This is a genomic window from Arthrobacter sp. zg-Y1143 (assembly GCF_030125565.1).
Taxonomy (GTDB): Bacteria; Actinomycetota; Actinomycetes; order Actinomycetales; family Micrococcaceae; genus Arthrobacter_B.
Map to the genome: position 1 here is coordinate 231,219 of NZ_JASKLW010000001.1, position 16,562 is coordinate 247,780.

The 16,562-nt window shown below is 65.7% G+C and carries 16 protein-coding genes; 15 read left to right on the top strand and 1 reads right to left on the bottom strand.

From position 1 onward, the window contains the following. Positions 1–9: 9 nt before the first annotated feature. On the top strand, positions 10–1,464 hold the full coding sequence (locus QNN98_RS01195) for a phytoene desaturase family protein (protein WP_283996001.1): 1,455 nt from the start codon (positions 10–12) through the stop codon (positions 1,462–1,464). A gap of 157 nt (positions 1,465–1,621) precedes the next feature. Further along, positions 1,622–2,773: a zinc ribbon domain-containing protein gene (locus tag QNN98_RS01200; RefSeq protein ID WP_283996003.1), complete on the top strand. Its 1,152-nt coding sequence runs from the start codon at positions 1,622–1,624 to the stop codon at positions 2,771–2,773. A 105-nt stretch (positions 2,774–2,878) separates the two neighbouring features. On the opposite strand, the gene QNN98_RS01205 is transcribed toward QNN98_RS01200, so the two are convergent. Then, positions 2,879–3,199 (bottom strand): putative quinol monooxygenase, encoded by a 321-nt coding sequence (locus QNN98_RS01205; protein ID WP_227912289.1) that lies wholly within the window; start codon positions 3,197–3,199, stop codon positions 2,879–2,881. 81 nt (positions 3,200–3,280) lie between these two features. On the opposite strand from QNN98_RS01205, the gene QNN98_RS01210 reads away from it, so the two are divergent. The 13 genes from QNN98_RS01210 (at position 3,281) to dnaB (ending at position 16,524) form a co-directional block, all read left to right on the top strand. Further along, positions 3,281–4,963, top strand: coding sequence for an ABC-F family ATP-binding cassette domain-containing protein (locus tag QNN98_RS01210; RefSeq protein ID WP_227925900.1), 1,683 nt, complete (start codon positions 3,281–3,283; stop codon positions 4,961–4,963). 23 nt (positions 4,964–4,986) lie between these two features. Next, entirely contained in the window at positions 4,987–6,180 is a 1,194-nt protein-coding gene (locus QNN98_RS01215) for an MFS transporter (protein ID WP_227926047.1), read from the top strand. Positions 6,181–6,247: 67 nt separating this feature from the next. After that, a complete protein-coding gene (locus tag QNN98_RS01220) occupies positions 6,248–7,273 on the top strand; it encodes an ATP-binding cassette domain-containing protein (protein WP_227912284.1) in 1,026 nt (341 codons plus the stop codon). Then, a complete protein-coding gene (locus QNN98_RS01225) occupies positions 7,270–8,115 on the top strand; it encodes an ABC transporter permease (protein WP_227912282.1) in 846 nt (281 codons plus the stop codon). Before QNN98_RS01220 ends, QNN98_RS01225 begins: the two co-directional genes overlap by 4 nt. Positions 8,116–8,130: 15 nt before the next feature. Beyond that, positions 8,131–9,060: an ABC transporter ATP-binding protein gene (locus tag QNN98_RS01230; RefSeq protein ID WP_227912280.1), complete on the top strand. Its 930-nt coding sequence runs from the start codon at positions 8,131–8,133 to the stop codon at positions 9,058–9,060. A 118-nt stretch (positions 9,061–9,178) separates the two neighbouring features. Then, on the top strand, positions 9,179–10,135 hold the full coding sequence (locus QNN98_RS01235; RefSeq protein ID WP_229958507.1) for an ABC transporter ATP-binding protein: 957 nt from the start codon (positions 9,179–9,181) through the stop codon (positions 10,133–10,135). 4 nt (positions 10,136–10,139) lie between these two features. Then, entirely contained in the window at positions 10,140–11,162 is a 1,023-nt protein-coding gene (locus tag QNN98_RS01240; RefSeq protein WP_283996005.1) for an ABC transporter permease, read from the top strand. Positions 11,163–11,320: 158 nt separating this feature from the next. Further along, a complete protein-coding gene (locus QNN98_RS01245; protein ID WP_283996006.1) occupies positions 11,321–12,601 on the top strand; it encodes a M18 family aminopeptidase in 1,281 nt (426 codons plus the stop codon). Positions 12,602–12,802: 201 nt separating this feature from the next. Beyond that, positions 12,803–13,153 (top strand): 30S ribosomal protein S6, encoded by a 351-nt coding sequence (rpsF, locus tag QNN98_RS01250; RefSeq protein WP_227912274.1) that lies wholly within the window; start codon positions 12,803–12,805, stop codon positions 13,151–13,153. 35 nt (positions 13,154–13,188) lie between these two features. Beyond that, positions 13,189–13,755 (top strand): single-stranded DNA-binding protein, encoded by a 567-nt coding sequence (locus QNN98_RS01255; RefSeq protein ID WP_227925895.1) that lies wholly within the window; start codon positions 13,189–13,191, stop codon positions 13,753–13,755. Between the two features lie 149 nt (positions 13,756–13,904). Beyond that, positions 13,905–14,144: a 30S ribosomal protein S18 gene (rpsR, locus tag QNN98_RS01260; RefSeq protein WP_003800144.1), complete on the top strand. Its 240-nt coding sequence runs from the start codon at positions 13,905–13,907 to the stop codon at positions 14,142–14,144. A gap of 17 nt (positions 14,145–14,161) precedes the next feature. Further along, positions 14,162–14,611 (top strand): 50S ribosomal protein L9, encoded by a 450-nt coding sequence (rplI, locus tag QNN98_RS01265; RefSeq protein ID WP_227912270.1) that lies wholly within the window; start codon positions 14,162–14,164, stop codon positions 14,609–14,611. 530 nt (positions 14,612–15,141) lie between these two features. Beyond that, a complete protein-coding gene (gene dnaB / locus QNN98_RS01270; protein ID WP_227912268.1) occupies positions 15,142–16,524 on the top strand; it encodes a replicative DNA helicase in 1,383 nt (460 codons plus the stop codon). The last annotated feature ends 38 nt before the right edge of the window (positions 16,525–16,562 follow it).

Consider the following 16,562-nt stretch of genomic DNA (forward strand, 5'->3'; position numbering starts at 1 on the left):
GCACACCGGATGAGCGATGTCAGCGTAGTCGGTGCCGGCCCCAACGGGCTGGCGGCAGCGGTCATCATGGCCCGAGCGGGACTCTCGGTCCGGGTCTTCGAGGCGGCCGGGACCATCGGCGGCGGGAGCCGGACCAAGGAGCTGATGGAGCCGGGCCACCTGCACGACATCTGCTCGGCCGTGCATCCCATGGCGCTGGCCTCCCCGTTCTTCCGCAGCTTCGGGCTGGACCGGCGAATCGACCTGGTGGTTCCCGAAATCTCCTACGCCGCGCCGCTGGACGGCGGCCGCGCCGGGCTGGCGTACAAGGACCTGGAACGGACCGTGGAAGGGCTGGGCCGGGACGGCGCCGCCTACCGGCAGCTGATGGCACCCCTGGTGGAGCGCAGCGAAGCGGTCACCGAGCTCTTGATGGGTTCGCTGCTGAGCGTCCCCCGCGACCCGGTGGCGCTGGTCCGTTTCGGGCTCGCCGTCCTGGACCAGGGGACCGCCTGGTGGAACCGGCGGTTCATGGAGGACGCCGCCCCCGCACTGCTTTCAGGTGTGGCAGCGCACCCGGTGGGCAGGATGCCCTCGCTGCCGTCGGCCGGAGGCGGGCTGATGCTCGGCACCCTTGCCCACACGGTTGGCTGGCCCATCCCGGTGGGCGGCTCACAGGCCATTGCCGAGGCGCTCGCCGATGACCTGCGGGCGCACGGCGGCAAGATCATCACCGGCCACCGGGTCACCTCGCTGGCCGAAGTGGCGGACTCCCGCGCCGTCATCCTGGACGTTGCTCCTTCGGTGCTGCTGGAACTGGCATCCGACCGGCTGCCCGGACGGTACGCGCGGGCGCTGGAGCGCTTCAAATACGGCAACGCCGCCTGCAAGGTGGACTACATCCTTTCCGGTCCCGTGCCCTGGGCGAATCCGGAGGTGGCCCATGCGGGAACGGCCCACTTGGGCGGCACCCGGGCCGAACTCGCCGAGGCTGAGGCCGACGTCGCCGCCGGCAGGCACCCCCGCCGTCCCTACGTCCTGGCCTCCCAGCCCAGCGGATTCGACCCCACACGGGCCCCTGCAGGACGGCATGTCCTGTGGTCCTACTGCCATGTCCCGGCCGGTTCAACCGTAGACATGACCGAGGCAGTCACTGCGCAGATTGAACGGTTCGCCCCCGGGTTCAGGGACCTGATTGTGGACTCCAAGGTGACGACGGCGGCCGGCTTGGAGGCGTACAACGCCAACTATGTAGGCGGAGACTTTGGTGCAGGAGCGGTGACGCTGCAGCAAATGCTGATCCGTCCCGTACTCTCACCCAGTCCCTGGCGCACGCCGCTTCCGGGCGTCTATCTCAGTTCGGCCTCCACGCCCCCGGGCCCCGGCGTGCACGGCATGGGCGGGCAGCATGCTGCGCAGCTGGCGCTTAAAGACGTTTTCGGGCTGCCGATGCCCTCCCTGGCACCCGCTGCCGGGTACAACTAGCGGACGTTCGCCGGGCAGCCTTTCCTGCGGGTGCCGGCACGTCCGGATTCCGGTGGAATCCGGACTGTGACCTGGAGCATAAAAGCTTGTATGTTATCGGGTACCGGCACGCCTGCCGGTACTTGACTGGGGGAGCAAGGCAATGGGGGACAGGCATATGGAGAACTATGGGCCGGCTGCGGGGACGCAGGGATTCCAGGGGGCTCCGCCGCCTCCACCCGGTGCAGGTACTGCGCCGCAGCCCGGGCAGCAGTGGCCGCAGCTCCCGCCGCCTCCCGGCGGGGAAGGCACCCTGCCGCAGCGGCAGCCGAACCCGAAGCGGCGCAAACGCCTGATAATCGCAGGCAGCGTGGCAGGCGGCCTGCTGGTGCTCCTGGGCGTAGGAGGCTATTTCGGCTATCAGTACATGGACGACACGGTCTACAGCCCGAGGGTCCAGGCGGAGGAGTACCTCCAGGCACTGGTCGACGGGGAGCTGGAAAAGGCCCTGGACATGGCGCCTGCCGATTCGGACCTGGACAATTCCCTGATGACCGATGAGGTCTACTCGAAGGTGGAGAACCGGATCAGCGGTTTTGAAATCACGGATGTCGCGGTCGACGGCGACAAGGCCGAGGTATCGGTTGACGTGGAGCAGGGCGGGGAGAGCGAGGCCATGAAACTGTCGCTGTCCAAGGCCGGGACCGAGGCAGTGCTCTTCAAGAAATGGAAAGTCGACGCACCACTGGGCACGTGGTCGCTGCGCTACATGATGGACGCGGATGTCACCGGTACCGCCGTAAACGGCGTGGACTTCAAAGCCCCCGAGGACGGCCGGAAGCTCGCGGTAATGCCGGGCGACTACACCTTCAGCGCTCCCAATGGCACGAAATTCGTCAGCTACGGCGAGGACGAAGTCATGAACGTCGGTCTGGACTCGCAGGAATCACTGATGGGAGTGGGGTTCCTCCCGGAGATCACGGACGCGGCACGCGATGAGATCAAGGCCCAGACCAGGGCACACCTGGATGCCTGCATGAAGTCCACCGAACTGCTGCCAAAGGGCTGCCCGAACAAGGCCGACGGGGAAGACCCCAACAACTTCCGCAACATTAAGTGGAGCATGACCAGGGAGCCCACCTACGCCGTGATCGAGGGCGATCCGACCGCCCCGTTCTCAGTCACGGCGGAAAACGGGCAGTTCACGCTGGAAGCCGAAATGAAGCAGGGCGATGACTGGGGAATGCAGAAGGGCACGGTTGAGCTCTATTCCATGCCCGCCAAGGTGAATATCCAGGGCGAGGCAATCACCATGGTGTTCGGAGAGTAGCGCCCGGAGCCGCTGCTCTTCTGCTGCGGGCCTTGCGCCCAGGCGCCGGTCATGGGGACCTGTAAGCAGGAGGTTTCCCATGACCGAGCACCTGAACAACCGCCCCTATTCGACGGTCAGTTCACCCATCCGGGACCACTCTTCGCCCTCGATCACCGTGTTGATGATCTTCGGGGTTTCCACCAGCGCCTGGACCATGTCCTTCATGGCCTGCTGGAAGTGATCGCTCTGCACGTGCGCGGCGGCGGCGTCGTCCTTGAAGGCTTCCACCAGGACAAACTCGTTCGGGTTCTCCAGGCTGCGGGACCAGTCGAACCACAGGTTGCCCGGCTCCGCCCGGGTGGCGGCGGTGAAATCGGCGGTAAGTTCGGGCCAGCGTTCGGTCCATTCGGGCTTGACGAGGAATTTGACGGTAATAAAGATCATTTCTTCATCGTATGCCCGGTTTCCGGAGCATGCCCATGCAGGGCGGCGGAGGAGGGGGACGCGGAATGGGAGGATGAATACGTGGCGCACCTCGACGTATCCAATATTGACTATTTCCTGTCCGACGGCCGGCAGCTGCTCAACGGCGTCAGCTTCAAGGTCGGCGACGGGCACAAGACGGCGCTGATCGGACCCAACGGCACCGGTAAAACCACCCTGCTGCGGATCATTGCCGGTGACCTGGTCCCGGACGAGGGCACCGTGGCCCGTTCGGGCAACATGGGCATCATGCGCCAGTTCGTTGGCCAGGTCAGGGATGAGAGCACCGTCCGGGATCTGCTGGTTTCCGCCGCTCCGCCGGCGCTGGCAGCAGCAGCCCGGGAAGTGGACGCCGCCGAACTGGCCATGATGGAGCACGACGACGAGCCCACGCAGATGCGGTACGCCACCGCGATCACGGACTGGGGCGACGTCGGCGGCTATGAGCAGGAGACCGTCTGGGACGAAGTGACCATGGCCGCACTGGGTCTGCCCTTTGACCGGGCCCAGTACCGCAAGGCCGCCACGCTCTCCGGCGGTGAGCAGAAGCGCCTGGTCCTGGAGGCGCTCTTTGCCGGGCCGGACGAGCTGCTGCTGCTGGACGAGCCGGACAACTACCTGGACGTGCCCGGCAAGCGCTGGCTGGAGGACAAGCTCGCGCAGTCCAAGAAGTCGGTGCTGTTCGTCAGCCACGACCGGGAACTGCTGGACAACGCCGCCACCCGGATCGTCACCCTGGAACCCGGGATCAACGGTGCTTCCGCTTGGATCCACGGCGGCGGGTTCGGCAGCTACGTCAAGGCCCGCGAAGACCGCAATGCCCGGTTCGAGGAATTGCGCCGGCGCTGGGACGAGGAGCACCTCAAGCTCAAGGAACTCGTCAACATGTACAAGAACAAGGCGGCGTTCCGCTCCGACATGGCCAACCGCTACCAGGCGGCCCAGACCCGGTTGGCGAAGTTCCTCGAGGCGGGACCGCCCGAAGCCCTGCCGGTGGAGCAGAACGTCAAGATGCGGCTGCGCGGCGGGCGCACCGCCAAACGCGCCGTGGTGGCACAGAAGCTGGAACTGACCGGGCTGATGAAGCCGTTCAGCACCGAAATCTGGTTCGGGGACCGGGTGGGCGTACTCGGCTCCAACGGCTCCGGGAAGTCCCACTTCCTGCGCCTGCTCGCTTTGGGCGGCACTGATCCGGAAAAGGAACACGAGCCGGTCTCCGAGGTGGAGATTGCGCCGGTACCGCACGGCGGCACGGTGAAACTGGGCGCACGGATCCGGCCCGGCTTCTTTGCCCAGACCATGATGCGGCCGGACCTGGCCGAGAAGACCCTGCTGGACATCCTGCACCGCGGCGATGAGCACCGTTCCGGACTGGGCCGGGAAGCGGCCGCCGGCGCCCTGGACCGCTACGGCTTGGCGGCGTCCTCGGAACAGAAATACGAATCACTCTCCGGCGGCCAGCAGGCCCGGCTGCAGATCCTGCTCCTGGAACTGTCCGGCGCCACCTTGCTCCTGCTGGATGAACCCACCGACAACCTGGACCTGCACTCGGCCGAAGCACTGGAAAAGGCGATCGACGCGTTTGAGGGCACCGTACTGGCGGTCACGCACGACCGCTGGTTTGCCCGCAGCTTCGACCGGTTCCTGGTGTTCGGTTCCGACGGCAGGGTTTACGAGTCCGATACGCCGGTCTGGGACGAAAAACGGGTGGACCGGGTTCGGTAGGGGACAATATTGGCGTGACCCAAATGAACCCCTCTGATACTGCCCTGAACAAGGCACTTATCGCCGTGTTCGTGTGCTTCGGGCTCAACGGCCTGGTGTTCGCCAGTTGGGCCGCCCGCATCCCGGCCGCTGCCCAGGACCTGGGGATCGGTGCTGCCGGCGTGGGCCTGCTGCTGCTGTTTTCGGCCATCGGGTCGGTGGCCGCGCTGCCGCTGGCCGGTTCGGTGGCTCAGCGCATCGGCACCGCCGGCACTGTGCGGGTTGGCGGCCTGACGTCGTCGGCGGCGTCCCTGGCCATCGCCGCGGGCCTGCACCTGGGCTCCATTCCGCTGACCGCTGCCGGTCTCCTGGTGTTCGGCGTGGGTATTGCCGGCTGGGACGTTGCGATGAACCTGGAAGGCGCCGACGTCGAGCGCAGGCTGGGCCGGAACATCATGCCCAAGTTCCACGGCGCGTTCAGTGCCGGGTCCTTCACCGGGGCCCTGATCGGGGCCGGACTGTCCGCCGCAGGTGTGTCCCTGTCCCTGCACCTGCTGGCCATCCTCACCGTGGTGGCCCTTGTGGTGCTGATTGTCCCGCGCGATTTCCTTCACCTTCCGCACCCGGCGCATGCCGAGGGCGCCGGCGGAGCACCCGCATCCCGGTTCGGTGCCTGGCGCGAGGGGCGCACGCTGCTGATCGGCGTCGTCGTCCTGGGCGCCGCCCTGACCGAAGGGGCGGCCAACGACTGGGTGGCCAAGGCAACGGTGGACGGGCTGGGCACCAGTGAATCCACGGGCGCGCTGATGTTCGCCGTCTTCGTGGCAGCCATGACCCTTACCCGCTGGTTCGGTGCCCGGCTGATTGACCGGATCGGCCGTGTCCCGGCGCTGCGGATATGTATGAGCGCTGCCCTGGCCGGCCTGTTGCTCTTTGTGCTGGCGCCCAATATCGTGCTGGCCGGGATCGGGGCGGTCCTGTGGGGAATAGGCGCCGCGCTGGGCTTCCCCATGGGAATGTCCGCGGCCGGCGAGGACCCGCTGCACGCGGCGGGACGCGTATCCGTGGTGTCCACCATCGGCTACATGGCCTTTTTCGTGGGCCCGCCGGTGCTTGGCTTCCTCGGTGAACACTGGGGCGTGCGCAATGCCCTGCTGACGGTGGGCCTTGCGATAGCGCTGTCCCTCGTTTTCGCTCCTGCCGCAGCCGAGCGGAAAGCCGTTTCCGAAACCGCTTAAAGCTGCGGACCGGTCCTGTCCGCATTGGGCGGGCGCCGGGCGGGGTCCCGGTCCTACCCTCGAACGCATGTCCCCTTTCCTGCAACCAGCATCACCCATGCAGTCAGCACCGCTGATCCATGCCGAAGGGCTGACCAAGGTCTACTCCTCCAAGTCCGGTCCGGTCCGCGCCCTGGACGGACTGGACATTTCCGTTCCGCAGGGAACGGTCACCGCTCTGCTCGGCCCCAACGGAGCCGGGAAAACCACGGCGGTCAAGGTCCTGACCACGCTGATCCGGGCGGACTCCGGCACGGCCGTCATTGACGGCCTCGACGTGATCGCTGATCCCAAGGCGGTCCGCCGCGCCATCGGCGTGTCCGGCCAGTACGCCGCGGTGGACGAAAACCTCACCGGCCTGGAGAACCTGGACATGGTGGGCCGGCTCTACCACCTGCCCGCGCGGCAGGCGAAGGAACGCGCAGCGGAACTGATCGACATGTTCGAGCTGACCGAAGCCCGGAACCGTCCCGTGAAGGGCTATTCCGGCGGCATGCGCCGGCGCCTGGACCTGGCCGGAGCCCTGGTCAACCAGCCGCGGGTGCTGTTCCTGGATGAGCCCACCACCGGACTGGACCCCCGCTCCCGCATCGCCCTTTGGGGGGTGATCAAGGACCTGGTGGCGCGCGGCACCACCTTGCTGCTGACCACCCAGTACCTGGAGGAAGCGGACCAGCTCGCGGACCGGGTGGCAGTCATCGACAACGGGAAAGTCATCGCCGAAGGCACTTCCGATGACCTGAAGGCGCAGATCGGCGGGCACCGGGTAGCCGTGGCCCTGGTGGACCAGGCAGATGCCGAGAGTGCGGCGGCCATCCTGGCCCGGCACGGCTCCGGTGAGCCCCACGCCTCGGGGGACGGCCGCACCCTCGAAGTCGCCGTCATCGACGGGCCAGCCGCCCTGCAGCGCGTGCTCGGTGAGCTGGATGCGGCCGGCGTCGAACTCCACGACGCCGGCATCCGCCGCCCCACCCTGGATGACGTCTTCCTGCAGCTCACGGGGCGCCCGGCGGAGGAAGACGCCGAAACGGAAAAAGAGGAGGCTCACCGATGAACGCCGCGGTATCGGCAGCCGGCATCCGGACCGGATCGGCCTCCAGCGCACCCGTGCGCTGGGCCGGCGACGGATGGACCGTCACCAAGCGCAACCTGATCAAGATCAAGCGCTCACCGGACATGATCATTTTCGCCGTGCTGCAGCCGATCATGTTTGTCCTGCTGTTCAGCCAGGTCTACGGCGGATCCATCAATGTTGCCGGCACCGACTACACGCAGTACCTGATGGCCGGCATCTTCGCCCAGACGGTGGTCTTCGGTTCCACCTTCTCGGGCGCGGCCATGGCGCAGGACCTGAAGGAAGGAATCATCGACCGGTTCCGTACCCTGCCCATGAGCCCCTCCGCAGTGCTGATCGGACGGACCAACTCGGACCTCGCGCTGAACGCCATCTCCATGATCATCATGATGGGCACGGGGCTGCTGGTGGGATGGCGGGTCAACACCAACTTCGCCTCGTTCCTGGCTGCTGTCGGGCTGCTACTGCTGTTCTCCTACGCCTTCAGCTGGGTCATGGCACTGCTGGGCATGAGTGTCCGCACTCCGGAGACCATCAACAACGCGTCCTTCATCATCCTGTTCCCCATCACGTTCATCTCCAATGCCTTTGTGCAGAGCTCCACGCTCCCGGAACCGCTGCGCATCTTCGCGGACTGGAATCCGGTCTCCGCCCTGGTGCAGGCGGCGCGGGAGCTGTTCGGCAATGTAGGCACCGCGCCCGTTCCGGACACCTGGCCGATGCAGAACGCCATCCCCACGGTGGTGATCGGGTCACTGGTCCTGCTGGTGGTGTTTGTGCCCCTGGCGGTAAGGAAATTCCAGTCCATCAGTTCGCGCTAGCGCAAAGGACATCCCATGATCGAGGCACAGGACCTGGCCAAGCGGTTCGGCGGAAAAACCGCCGTTGACGGCATTACCTTCACCGTCCAGCCCGGCAAGGTCACCGGGTTCCTCGGCCCCAACGGTGCCGGCAAATCCACCACCATGCGCCTGATCCTGGGCCTGGACCAACCCAGCGCAGGGACGGTGACGGTCAATGGCCTGCCCTACGCCCGGCACCGGGCGCCCCTGCACGAGGTGGGAGCGCTGCTGGAAGCCCGGGCGGTCCATCCGCGCCGCACCGCGTACAACCATCTGCGGGCCCTGGCCGCCACCCACGGCATCGGGGCCCGGCGGATCCGCGCCGTCATTGACCTGACCGGGCTGGGCCCGGTGGCCCGGAAACGGGTAGGCAGCTTTTCCCTGGGCATGGGGCAGCGGCTGGGCATAGCCGTGGCCCTGCTGGGCGATCCGCAAACCCTGATCTTCGACGAACCGGTCAACGGCCTGGATCCCGAGGGCGTGCAGTGGGTCCGGCACCTGGCCCGGGAACTGGCAGCGGAGGGGCGGACGGTGTTCATTTCCTCCCACCTAATGAGCGAGATGGCCGTTACCGCCGACCATCTCATTGTGATTGGCCGCGGCCGGATCCTGGCGGACGCACCCATGGAGGAAGTCATCGCCGGTGCGGGCCGGCAGCGCACGCTGGTACGTGCCGACGACGCCGGGGAGTTGGCGGATGCCCTGGCCGCGGCGGTCCCGGGTGCCGAAGTCCGGCGCACTGCCGAGGACCAGCTTGAGGTCTTCGATGTTCCGGTCCGCAGCATTGCCGAGGCAGCGCTGGCCCGCCGCATCCTGGTCACCGAGCTGACCCCGCAGCAGGTGTCGCTGGAAGACGCGTACATGGAGCTGACCCGTGGCGAGGTGGAGTACCAGTCCCTGAGCGGACCCCTGAGTCATCCCTAGGGGGGACCCTGAATCATCCCGGGTCATCCTTAGTGCCGGTCCCTTTACGCCCTGCGCTCGCCTAGGCTGAAGAAAGCCAAGGCAGCAGTCCGGCGCAGTCAACTCCTAAGGACCATCCATGATCGAGGCAACCGGCCTCTCGAAGCGGTACGGCACCAAGACCGCCGTCGAAAACGTTTCCTTCACCGTCCAGCCGGGCAAGGTCACCGGCTTCCTGGGCCCGAACGGGGCCGGCAAGTCCACCACCATGCGCATGATCGTGGGCCTGGACAACCCGACCTCCGGCTCTGTGCTGGTCAACGGCAAGCCTTACGCCCAGCACAAGGCGCCGCTGCGTGAGGTCGGCGCCCTGCTCGATGCCAAGGCAGTGCACACCAAGCGCACCGCCTACAACCATCTGCGTGCCATGGCAGCAACGCACGGCATTTCCGCCAAGCGCGTCGACCACGTCATTGAACTCACCGGTTTGGCGCCGGTGGCGAAGAAGCGGGTGGGCGGGTTCTCCCTCGGCATGGGCCAGCGGCTGGGCATCGCCGTGGCGCTGCTGGGGGATCCGCACACCGTCATCCTGGATGAGCCGGTGAACGGGCTGGACCCGGAGGGTGTGCTGTGGGTGCGGCATCTGGCCCGCGGGCTTGCCGCGGAAGGACGCACCGTTTTCCTCTCATCACACCTGATGAGCGAAATGGCGCAGACTGCAGACCACCTGATCGTCATTGGACGGGGCCGGATCATCGCTGATGCCCCCATTGCCGACGTCATCGCCAACCAGGGCCGGAACCGGATCCTGGTGCGCACGGACAGTCCGGATGAACTGCTGCAGGCCTTGGCAGCCGACCCGGAGGTCACGGGAGAACGCAAGGAGGCCGGCCTGCTGGAAATCACCGGCGCGGAGCCGCGCAGCATTGCGGAGGCTGCGCTGGCGCGCCGCATCCTGATCACCGAGTTGACCCCGCAGCAGGTTTCCCTCGAGGACGCCTATATGGAACTGACCCGTGACGACGTTGAATACCGGTCCCAGGACCTGCCGCAGGAACAAGTTCCAGCCGCAGCCTCTGCCGGGAAGGGAAATTAAAGCCGTGAGCACTGCAACCACCGACAAAAACCAGGCCGGTACCGCACCCGGCGGCCCTGCCGGATCCGGCGTGAACTTCCTGCGGGTGCTGAAGTCCGAATGGATCAAGGTCACCACCGTACCGTCCACCGTAATCCTCCTGGCCGTGACCGTGGTGGTGATGATCGGCCTCGCAAGCCTCGCGGCCTGGGGAACCGCCCAGCTCGCCAGTGATTCCGCTCCCGCCGCCGGGGCCAGCGCTTCCGCAGTCCCGGGAGAGGAGGGCGCAACCGCTCCGGCCGTCCCAGAGGGTGCAACCGCCCCCGCCGTTCCCGAGGGTGCAACCGCCCCGGCCGTCCCGGAGGGTGCAACCGCTCCCGCCGAACAGACCGCCCCGGGCGTGGACACCCAGGCCGGACCGCCGGCGGCGGACAGCCTGGTCCGCGACATCCCGGCCAGCGGACTCTTCTTCGGCCAGCTGCTGATCGCCTCGCTGGGCGTAGTGCTGATCGCCTCGGAATGGGGCACCGGAATGATCCGCTCCACCTTCAGTGCTGTGCCCAAGCGCACCCCGGCGCTGCTGGCCAAGAACCTGATCATCGCCGTGGTCTCCTTTGTGGTGGGCGCCGGAGCCGCATTTATCTCCTACCTGATTGCCCGGCCGATCCTGGGCACTGCTGACCTGAGCCTGTCCCTGGGTGACGAAGGGGTGCTCGCCAGCATCTTGAACACCGGAACCTGCCTGGCCCTCATCGCGGTGTTCGCCATGGCCATCGGCACCCTGCTGCGGAACACGGCCGGGGGAGTGGTGACGGCCATCGGCATCATCTTCGTCCTGCCGCTGGTGGTGCAGATTGTGTCAGGGCTTGCGGACTGGATCCCCGATGCCGCACGGTTCCTGCCCAGCAACGCCGGAGCGCAGCTGGTCTCCGCCGGACCGATCGCCGATGGTGACCTTACCCAGCTCCAGGGCGGGCTGGTCCTTGCCGCATGGGCTGCGGTCCTGCTTGTTGCATCCCTGGTCGCCACCAAGAGGCGCGACGTCTAGGCCCCCAAAACTTCGGTGAAGGCGGCAGCGGAAGAACGGCCGCCCCGCCTTCACCGGACACCTCCTCCCCAACCCCTGGAAGCGTGCTTCCGGGGGTTGGTTACGTTCGGGGCGGCTGCCGGTTACGCCGCCGCTGTTCGCTCTGGTTGAATCGGAGCATGTCTGACGCATTGGCCCACGTAAATGATCTCGGCGCGTTTGTCAGCGCCTCCCCGTCCAGCTTCCACGCCGCCCGCGAAGGTGCGCGCCGCCTGGCAGCAGCCGGCTTTACCGAAGTGGAAGAGACCGGGGATTTCCCGCACTCACCGGGGAAGTACTACGTCGTCCGGGACGGCGCGTTCATCGCGTGGGTCACTCCGGATGCCGCCGGCCCGGCAACCGGATTCTCCATCCTGGGCACCCACACCGACTCGCCCACCTTCAAGCTCAAGCCCCGTCCCACCACCGGACGCCTCGGCTGGCTGCAGGCCGGCGTCGAGGTTTACGGCGGTCCGCTGCTGAACTCCTGGTTGGACCGCGAACTGCAGCTCGCCGGCCGCATGGTCACCCTGGACGGCGTGGAGCACCTGGTGGAGACCGGGCCCCTGCTGCGCTTCCCGCAGCTGGCCATCCACCTGGACCGCGCAGTTAACGAAGGCCTGAAACTGGACAAGCAGCAGCACATGAACCCGGTGTGGGGACTGGGCGACCCGTCTGCCGCGGACCTGGTCGAGCTGCTCGCGGCCAAGGCGGGGCTGGCCCCCGAAGAGATCGGCGGCTACGACATTGTGGCGGCGGATACCCAGCCGGCACAGGTCTTCGGCGCCGAAGGGGAGTTCTTCGCCTCCGGCCGGCTGGACAACCTCACCTCGGTCCATGCCGGTGTGGCAGCCCTGATCGATGCCGATGTTGCGCCTGCCGCCCCCATTGCGGTGCTGGCAGCCTTTGATCATGAAGAAGTGGGCAGCGGCAGCCGGTCCGGCGCAGCAGGCCCGTTCCTGGAGGATGTGCTCCTGAGGATCAGTGACGGGCTGGGTGCCACTGCCGCGGAGCGGGCGCGCGGCCTGGCCGCATCCTTCTGCATCTCCGCTGATGTGGGCCATGCCGTGCATCCCAACTACGCCGAGCGCCACGATCCGGCGAACCATCCGGTGCTTAACGGCGGGCCGCTCCTGAAGATCAATGCCAACCAGCGGTACACCACGGATGCGCCCGGCACGGCCAAGTGGGCCCGCCTGTGCGCCGGCGCGGGTGTGCCCTTCCAGGAGTTCGTGTCCCACAACTCCGTGCCCTGCGGATCCACCATCGGCCCGCTGACCGCCACCCGGCTGGGAATCCGGACGGTCGACGTCGGCATCCCGGTGCTGTCCATGCATTCGGCACGGGAAATGGCCGGCGTGGAGGACCCCTTGCGCCTGGCCGCCGTGGCGGAGTTGTTCTTCAGCGCCGGAGCACCGTGACCGCGCAGGACGCCGCGTACCGACGGTCCGTGTTCTTCCGGCCTGCGGAAATCGGATAGGATAGGAAAGTCTGTGCTGTCGGCTTTGGCCGGCAGATTCCCCTTGCCGCGGATCAGCCGCGTGCTCAGGGGAGACAACGCAAAAGAACCTCCTGTTACGGAAATACCGTGACCGTACAGCCCAAAGGAGGTGGGTTCACAAATGCGTGCTTATGAACTGATGGTAATCATCGACCCCGAGGTCGAAGAGCGTACCGTCGAGCCTTCGCTCGACAAGTTCCTCAATGTAATCCGCAACGATGGTGGAACCATCGATAAGGTCGACATCTGGGGCCGTCGTCGCCTGGCCTATGAAATCCAGAAGAAGTCTGAGGGCATCTACGCGGTGGTTAACTTCACCGGTACGCCCGCAGCAGCAGCTGAGCTTGACCGCCAGCTGAACCTGAACGAGACCATCATGCGCACCAAGATCATCCGCCCGGAAGAGCAGAAGATCTCGAAGAAGGATGCCAAGAAGGCCGCCAAGGACGCTGCAAAGGTTTCCGCAGAGTAATTTCGGACAACCCGTACTGATACCAGGAGGCTTTCATGGCAGGCGAGACAACAATCACCGTCGTCGGTAACCTAACCAACGACCCGGAACTGCGGTTCACTCCGTCCGGTTCGGCAGTGGCGAACTTCACCATTGCTTCGACCCCTCGGACCTTCGACCGTCAGTCCAACGAGTGGAAGGACGGCGAAACGCTGTTCCTCCGTGCGTCTGTCTGGCGTGAAGCAGCTGAAAACGTCGCCGAGTCCCTCACCAAGGGAACCCGCGTAGTTTGCCAGGGCCGCCTGAAGTCGCGTTCGTACGAAACCAAAGAGGGCGAAAAGCGCACCGTTATGGAGCTTGAGGTCGACGAAATCGGCCCCTCGCTTCGCTATGCCTCTGCCAAGGTCACCCGCACCCAGCGCTCCGGCGGTGGCGGCGGCGGCTTCGGCGGCAACAGCGGCGGTGGCGGCGGCGGCTTCGGCGGCAACTCCAACTCCGGTTGGGGTGGCGGCCAGCAGCAGCAGCCGCAGTCCGCGCCGGCTGACGATCCCTGGGGTGCCCCTGCGGGCGGCAACTCCGGCGGATGGGGCAACGGTCCGGATTCCAACGATCCGCCCTTCTAACCCCTTCACCCGAAGAGCTGCTTACACCTTCCGGCGTAAGCAGCCCTTCACCCGGCGCCCCTGGGCGCCATCCTCAGACGGCAACCGCCGTCGAGCCCATCCCGTGGAATATGTATCCACGGGCTCCACTAGACATAAGGAGCTCCACGATGGCTAAGGCTGAACTTCGCAAGCCCAAACCAAAGTCCAATCCCTTGAAGGCCGCTGACATCACTGTCATCGACTACAAGGACGTAGCATTGCTGCGCAAGTTCATTTCCGACCGCGGAAAGATCCGCGCCCGTCGCGTAACTGGCGTAACCGTGCAGGAACAGCGCAAGATCGCCCAGGCAATCAAGAATGCCCGCGAAGTTGCTCTCCTGCCGTACTCCGGCGCTGGCCGCGGCTAAGGAAAGGAACCACACTAATGGCAAAGCTCATTCTGACCCACGAAGTAACCGGTCTCGGCGCTGCCGGCGACGTCATCGAGGTTAAGGACGGTTACGCACGTAACTACCTCCTGCCCCGCGGCTTCGCTCTGACCTGGACCAAGGGTGGCGAGAAGCAGGTTGAGTCCATCAAGGCTGCCCGCGCTGCCCGTGAGCACGCTTCCTTGGAAGATGCTCAGAAGCAGGCTGCCGCTCTCTCCGCCAAGCCGGTCAAGCTGACCGTCAAGGCCGGGGAATCCGGACGCCTCTTCGGCACCGTCAAGCCCGCAGATGTTGCTGCTGCTGTTGAGGCTGCCGGTCTCGGCGCCATCGACAAGCGCAAGGTTGAACTGCCGACGCACATCAAGTCGGTTGGTTCCTTCCAGGCCAACGTCCGCCTGCACGACGACGTTGCTGCCGTCATCGACCTCGAGGTCGTTGCCAGCTAGCGTCCAACGCAGTTGCGCAGGACACCCTCCGGCTTCCGAGCCGGGGGGTGTTCTGCGTTCCCGGGGTGTTTATTTCCACAGCAGCCTTGGTTCTTGTGGATATCGTCACCACGGGTTGGGGAAAATCCCGCTCAATATGCCCATTTAGCACCGCTGTCAACACGGACCCGACACCCGGGCGCGGCGGAAAATAGTTGGTTTGCACAGGTGTGGACAAGCGTTTGCCCTAGTCAGAGCGGTATTTGTGGAAAAACTGAATATTTATCCACATGCTTATACCCAACCTGTGCACAAGACACGCCGTGTTATGCACAACCTATCCACAAGACCTGTGGATAACCCGTTTGTCGGGAAGGCCGCAGAGGCATACGGTTGCGGTGAATCCCTTCATCGCCACGCATGCCCGCCGGTCCGGATCAGTCAGCACCGCCGCCGGTTTGCTGCCGGATGGTCGGAGCCGGCTGATACTAATGGTCCGGTGCCCTGCAGGGCTGGGATCGCACCATTCTTTTATCCTGGAAAGGGTCACAGTGTCGCTCACGCATACGGACTCCAAGGCATCATCATCAAGTCCGGACTTCGCGAGGACACCTCCTCAGGACCTGGTCGCCGAGCAGTCGGTGCTGGGCGGCATGATGCTGTCCAAGGACGCCATTGCCGACTGCGTCGAGGTGCTGCGCGGCATTGACTTCTACCGTCCCGCGCACGAGTCCATCTACGAAGCCATCATTGACCTGTACGGCCGCGGCGAACCGGCTGACGCCGTCACCGTTTCCGATGAGCTGACCAAACGCGGCGAAATCACCCGCATCGGCGGTCCCGCATATCTGCACACTCTCATCCAGTCTGTGCCCACCGCGGCCAACGCCGGTTTCTACGCGGAAATCGTCCGGGAACGGGCCGTCCTGCGCCGCCTGGTCGGCGCCGGCACCAAGATTGTCCAGCTCGGCTACTCCAATGACGGCATGGAAGTGGACGACATCGTCAACGCTGCCCAGGCCGAGATCTACGCCGTCGCCGAACGCCGCACAGCGGAAGACTACGTCCCCCTGAAGGACATCATCGAAGGCACCGTGGACGAGATCGAGTCCGCCGGGCACCGGGGCGAGGGCATGACCGGTGTGCCCACCGGCTTCTACGAACTCGACGAACTCACCCAGGGACTGCACCCCGGGCAGATGATCGTCATTGCCGCCCGCCCCGCCGTCGGCAAGTCCACCTTCGCACTGGACTTCGCCCGCTCGGCCGCCATCAAGCACAACATGACCACTGTCTTCTTCAGCCTGGAAATGGGCCGCAACGAGATTGCCATGCGCCTGCTCTCAGCGGAGGCCACCATCGGCCTGCAGGACCTGCGCAAGGGCACCATCAAGGACGAACAGTGGGGCAAGATCGCCACCACCATGGGCCGGATGAACGACGCTCCGCTGTTCATCGATGACAGCCCCAACATGTCCCTGATGGAAATCCGCGCCAAGTGCCGCCGCCTGAAGCAGCGCCACGACCTCAAGCTCGTGGTGCTGGACTACCTGCAGCTGATGTCCTCCGGCAAGCGCGTGGAATCCCGCCAGCAGGAAGTCTCCGAGTTCTCCCGTGCCCTGAAGCTGCTCGCCAAGGAACTCGAAGTGCCGGTGATCGCCCTGTCCCAGCTGAACCGTGGTTCCGAGCAGCGAACGGATAAGAAGCCAATGGTCTCCGACCTGCGTGAATCCGGCTCCATTGAGCAGGATGCCGACATGGTCATCCTGCTGCACCGCGAGGACATCTACGACAAGGAATCGCCGCGGGCCGGTGAGGCAGACGTGATCGTGGCCAAGCACCGTAACGGTCCCACCAAAACCATCGTGGTGGGCTTCCAGGGCCACTACTCGCGCTTCTCCAACATGGCGGTCGAAGGCGGCAGCGGCTTCTAGCTGCCGCCCGTCCCAGCGCCCCGCCCCGTCCCCCACCG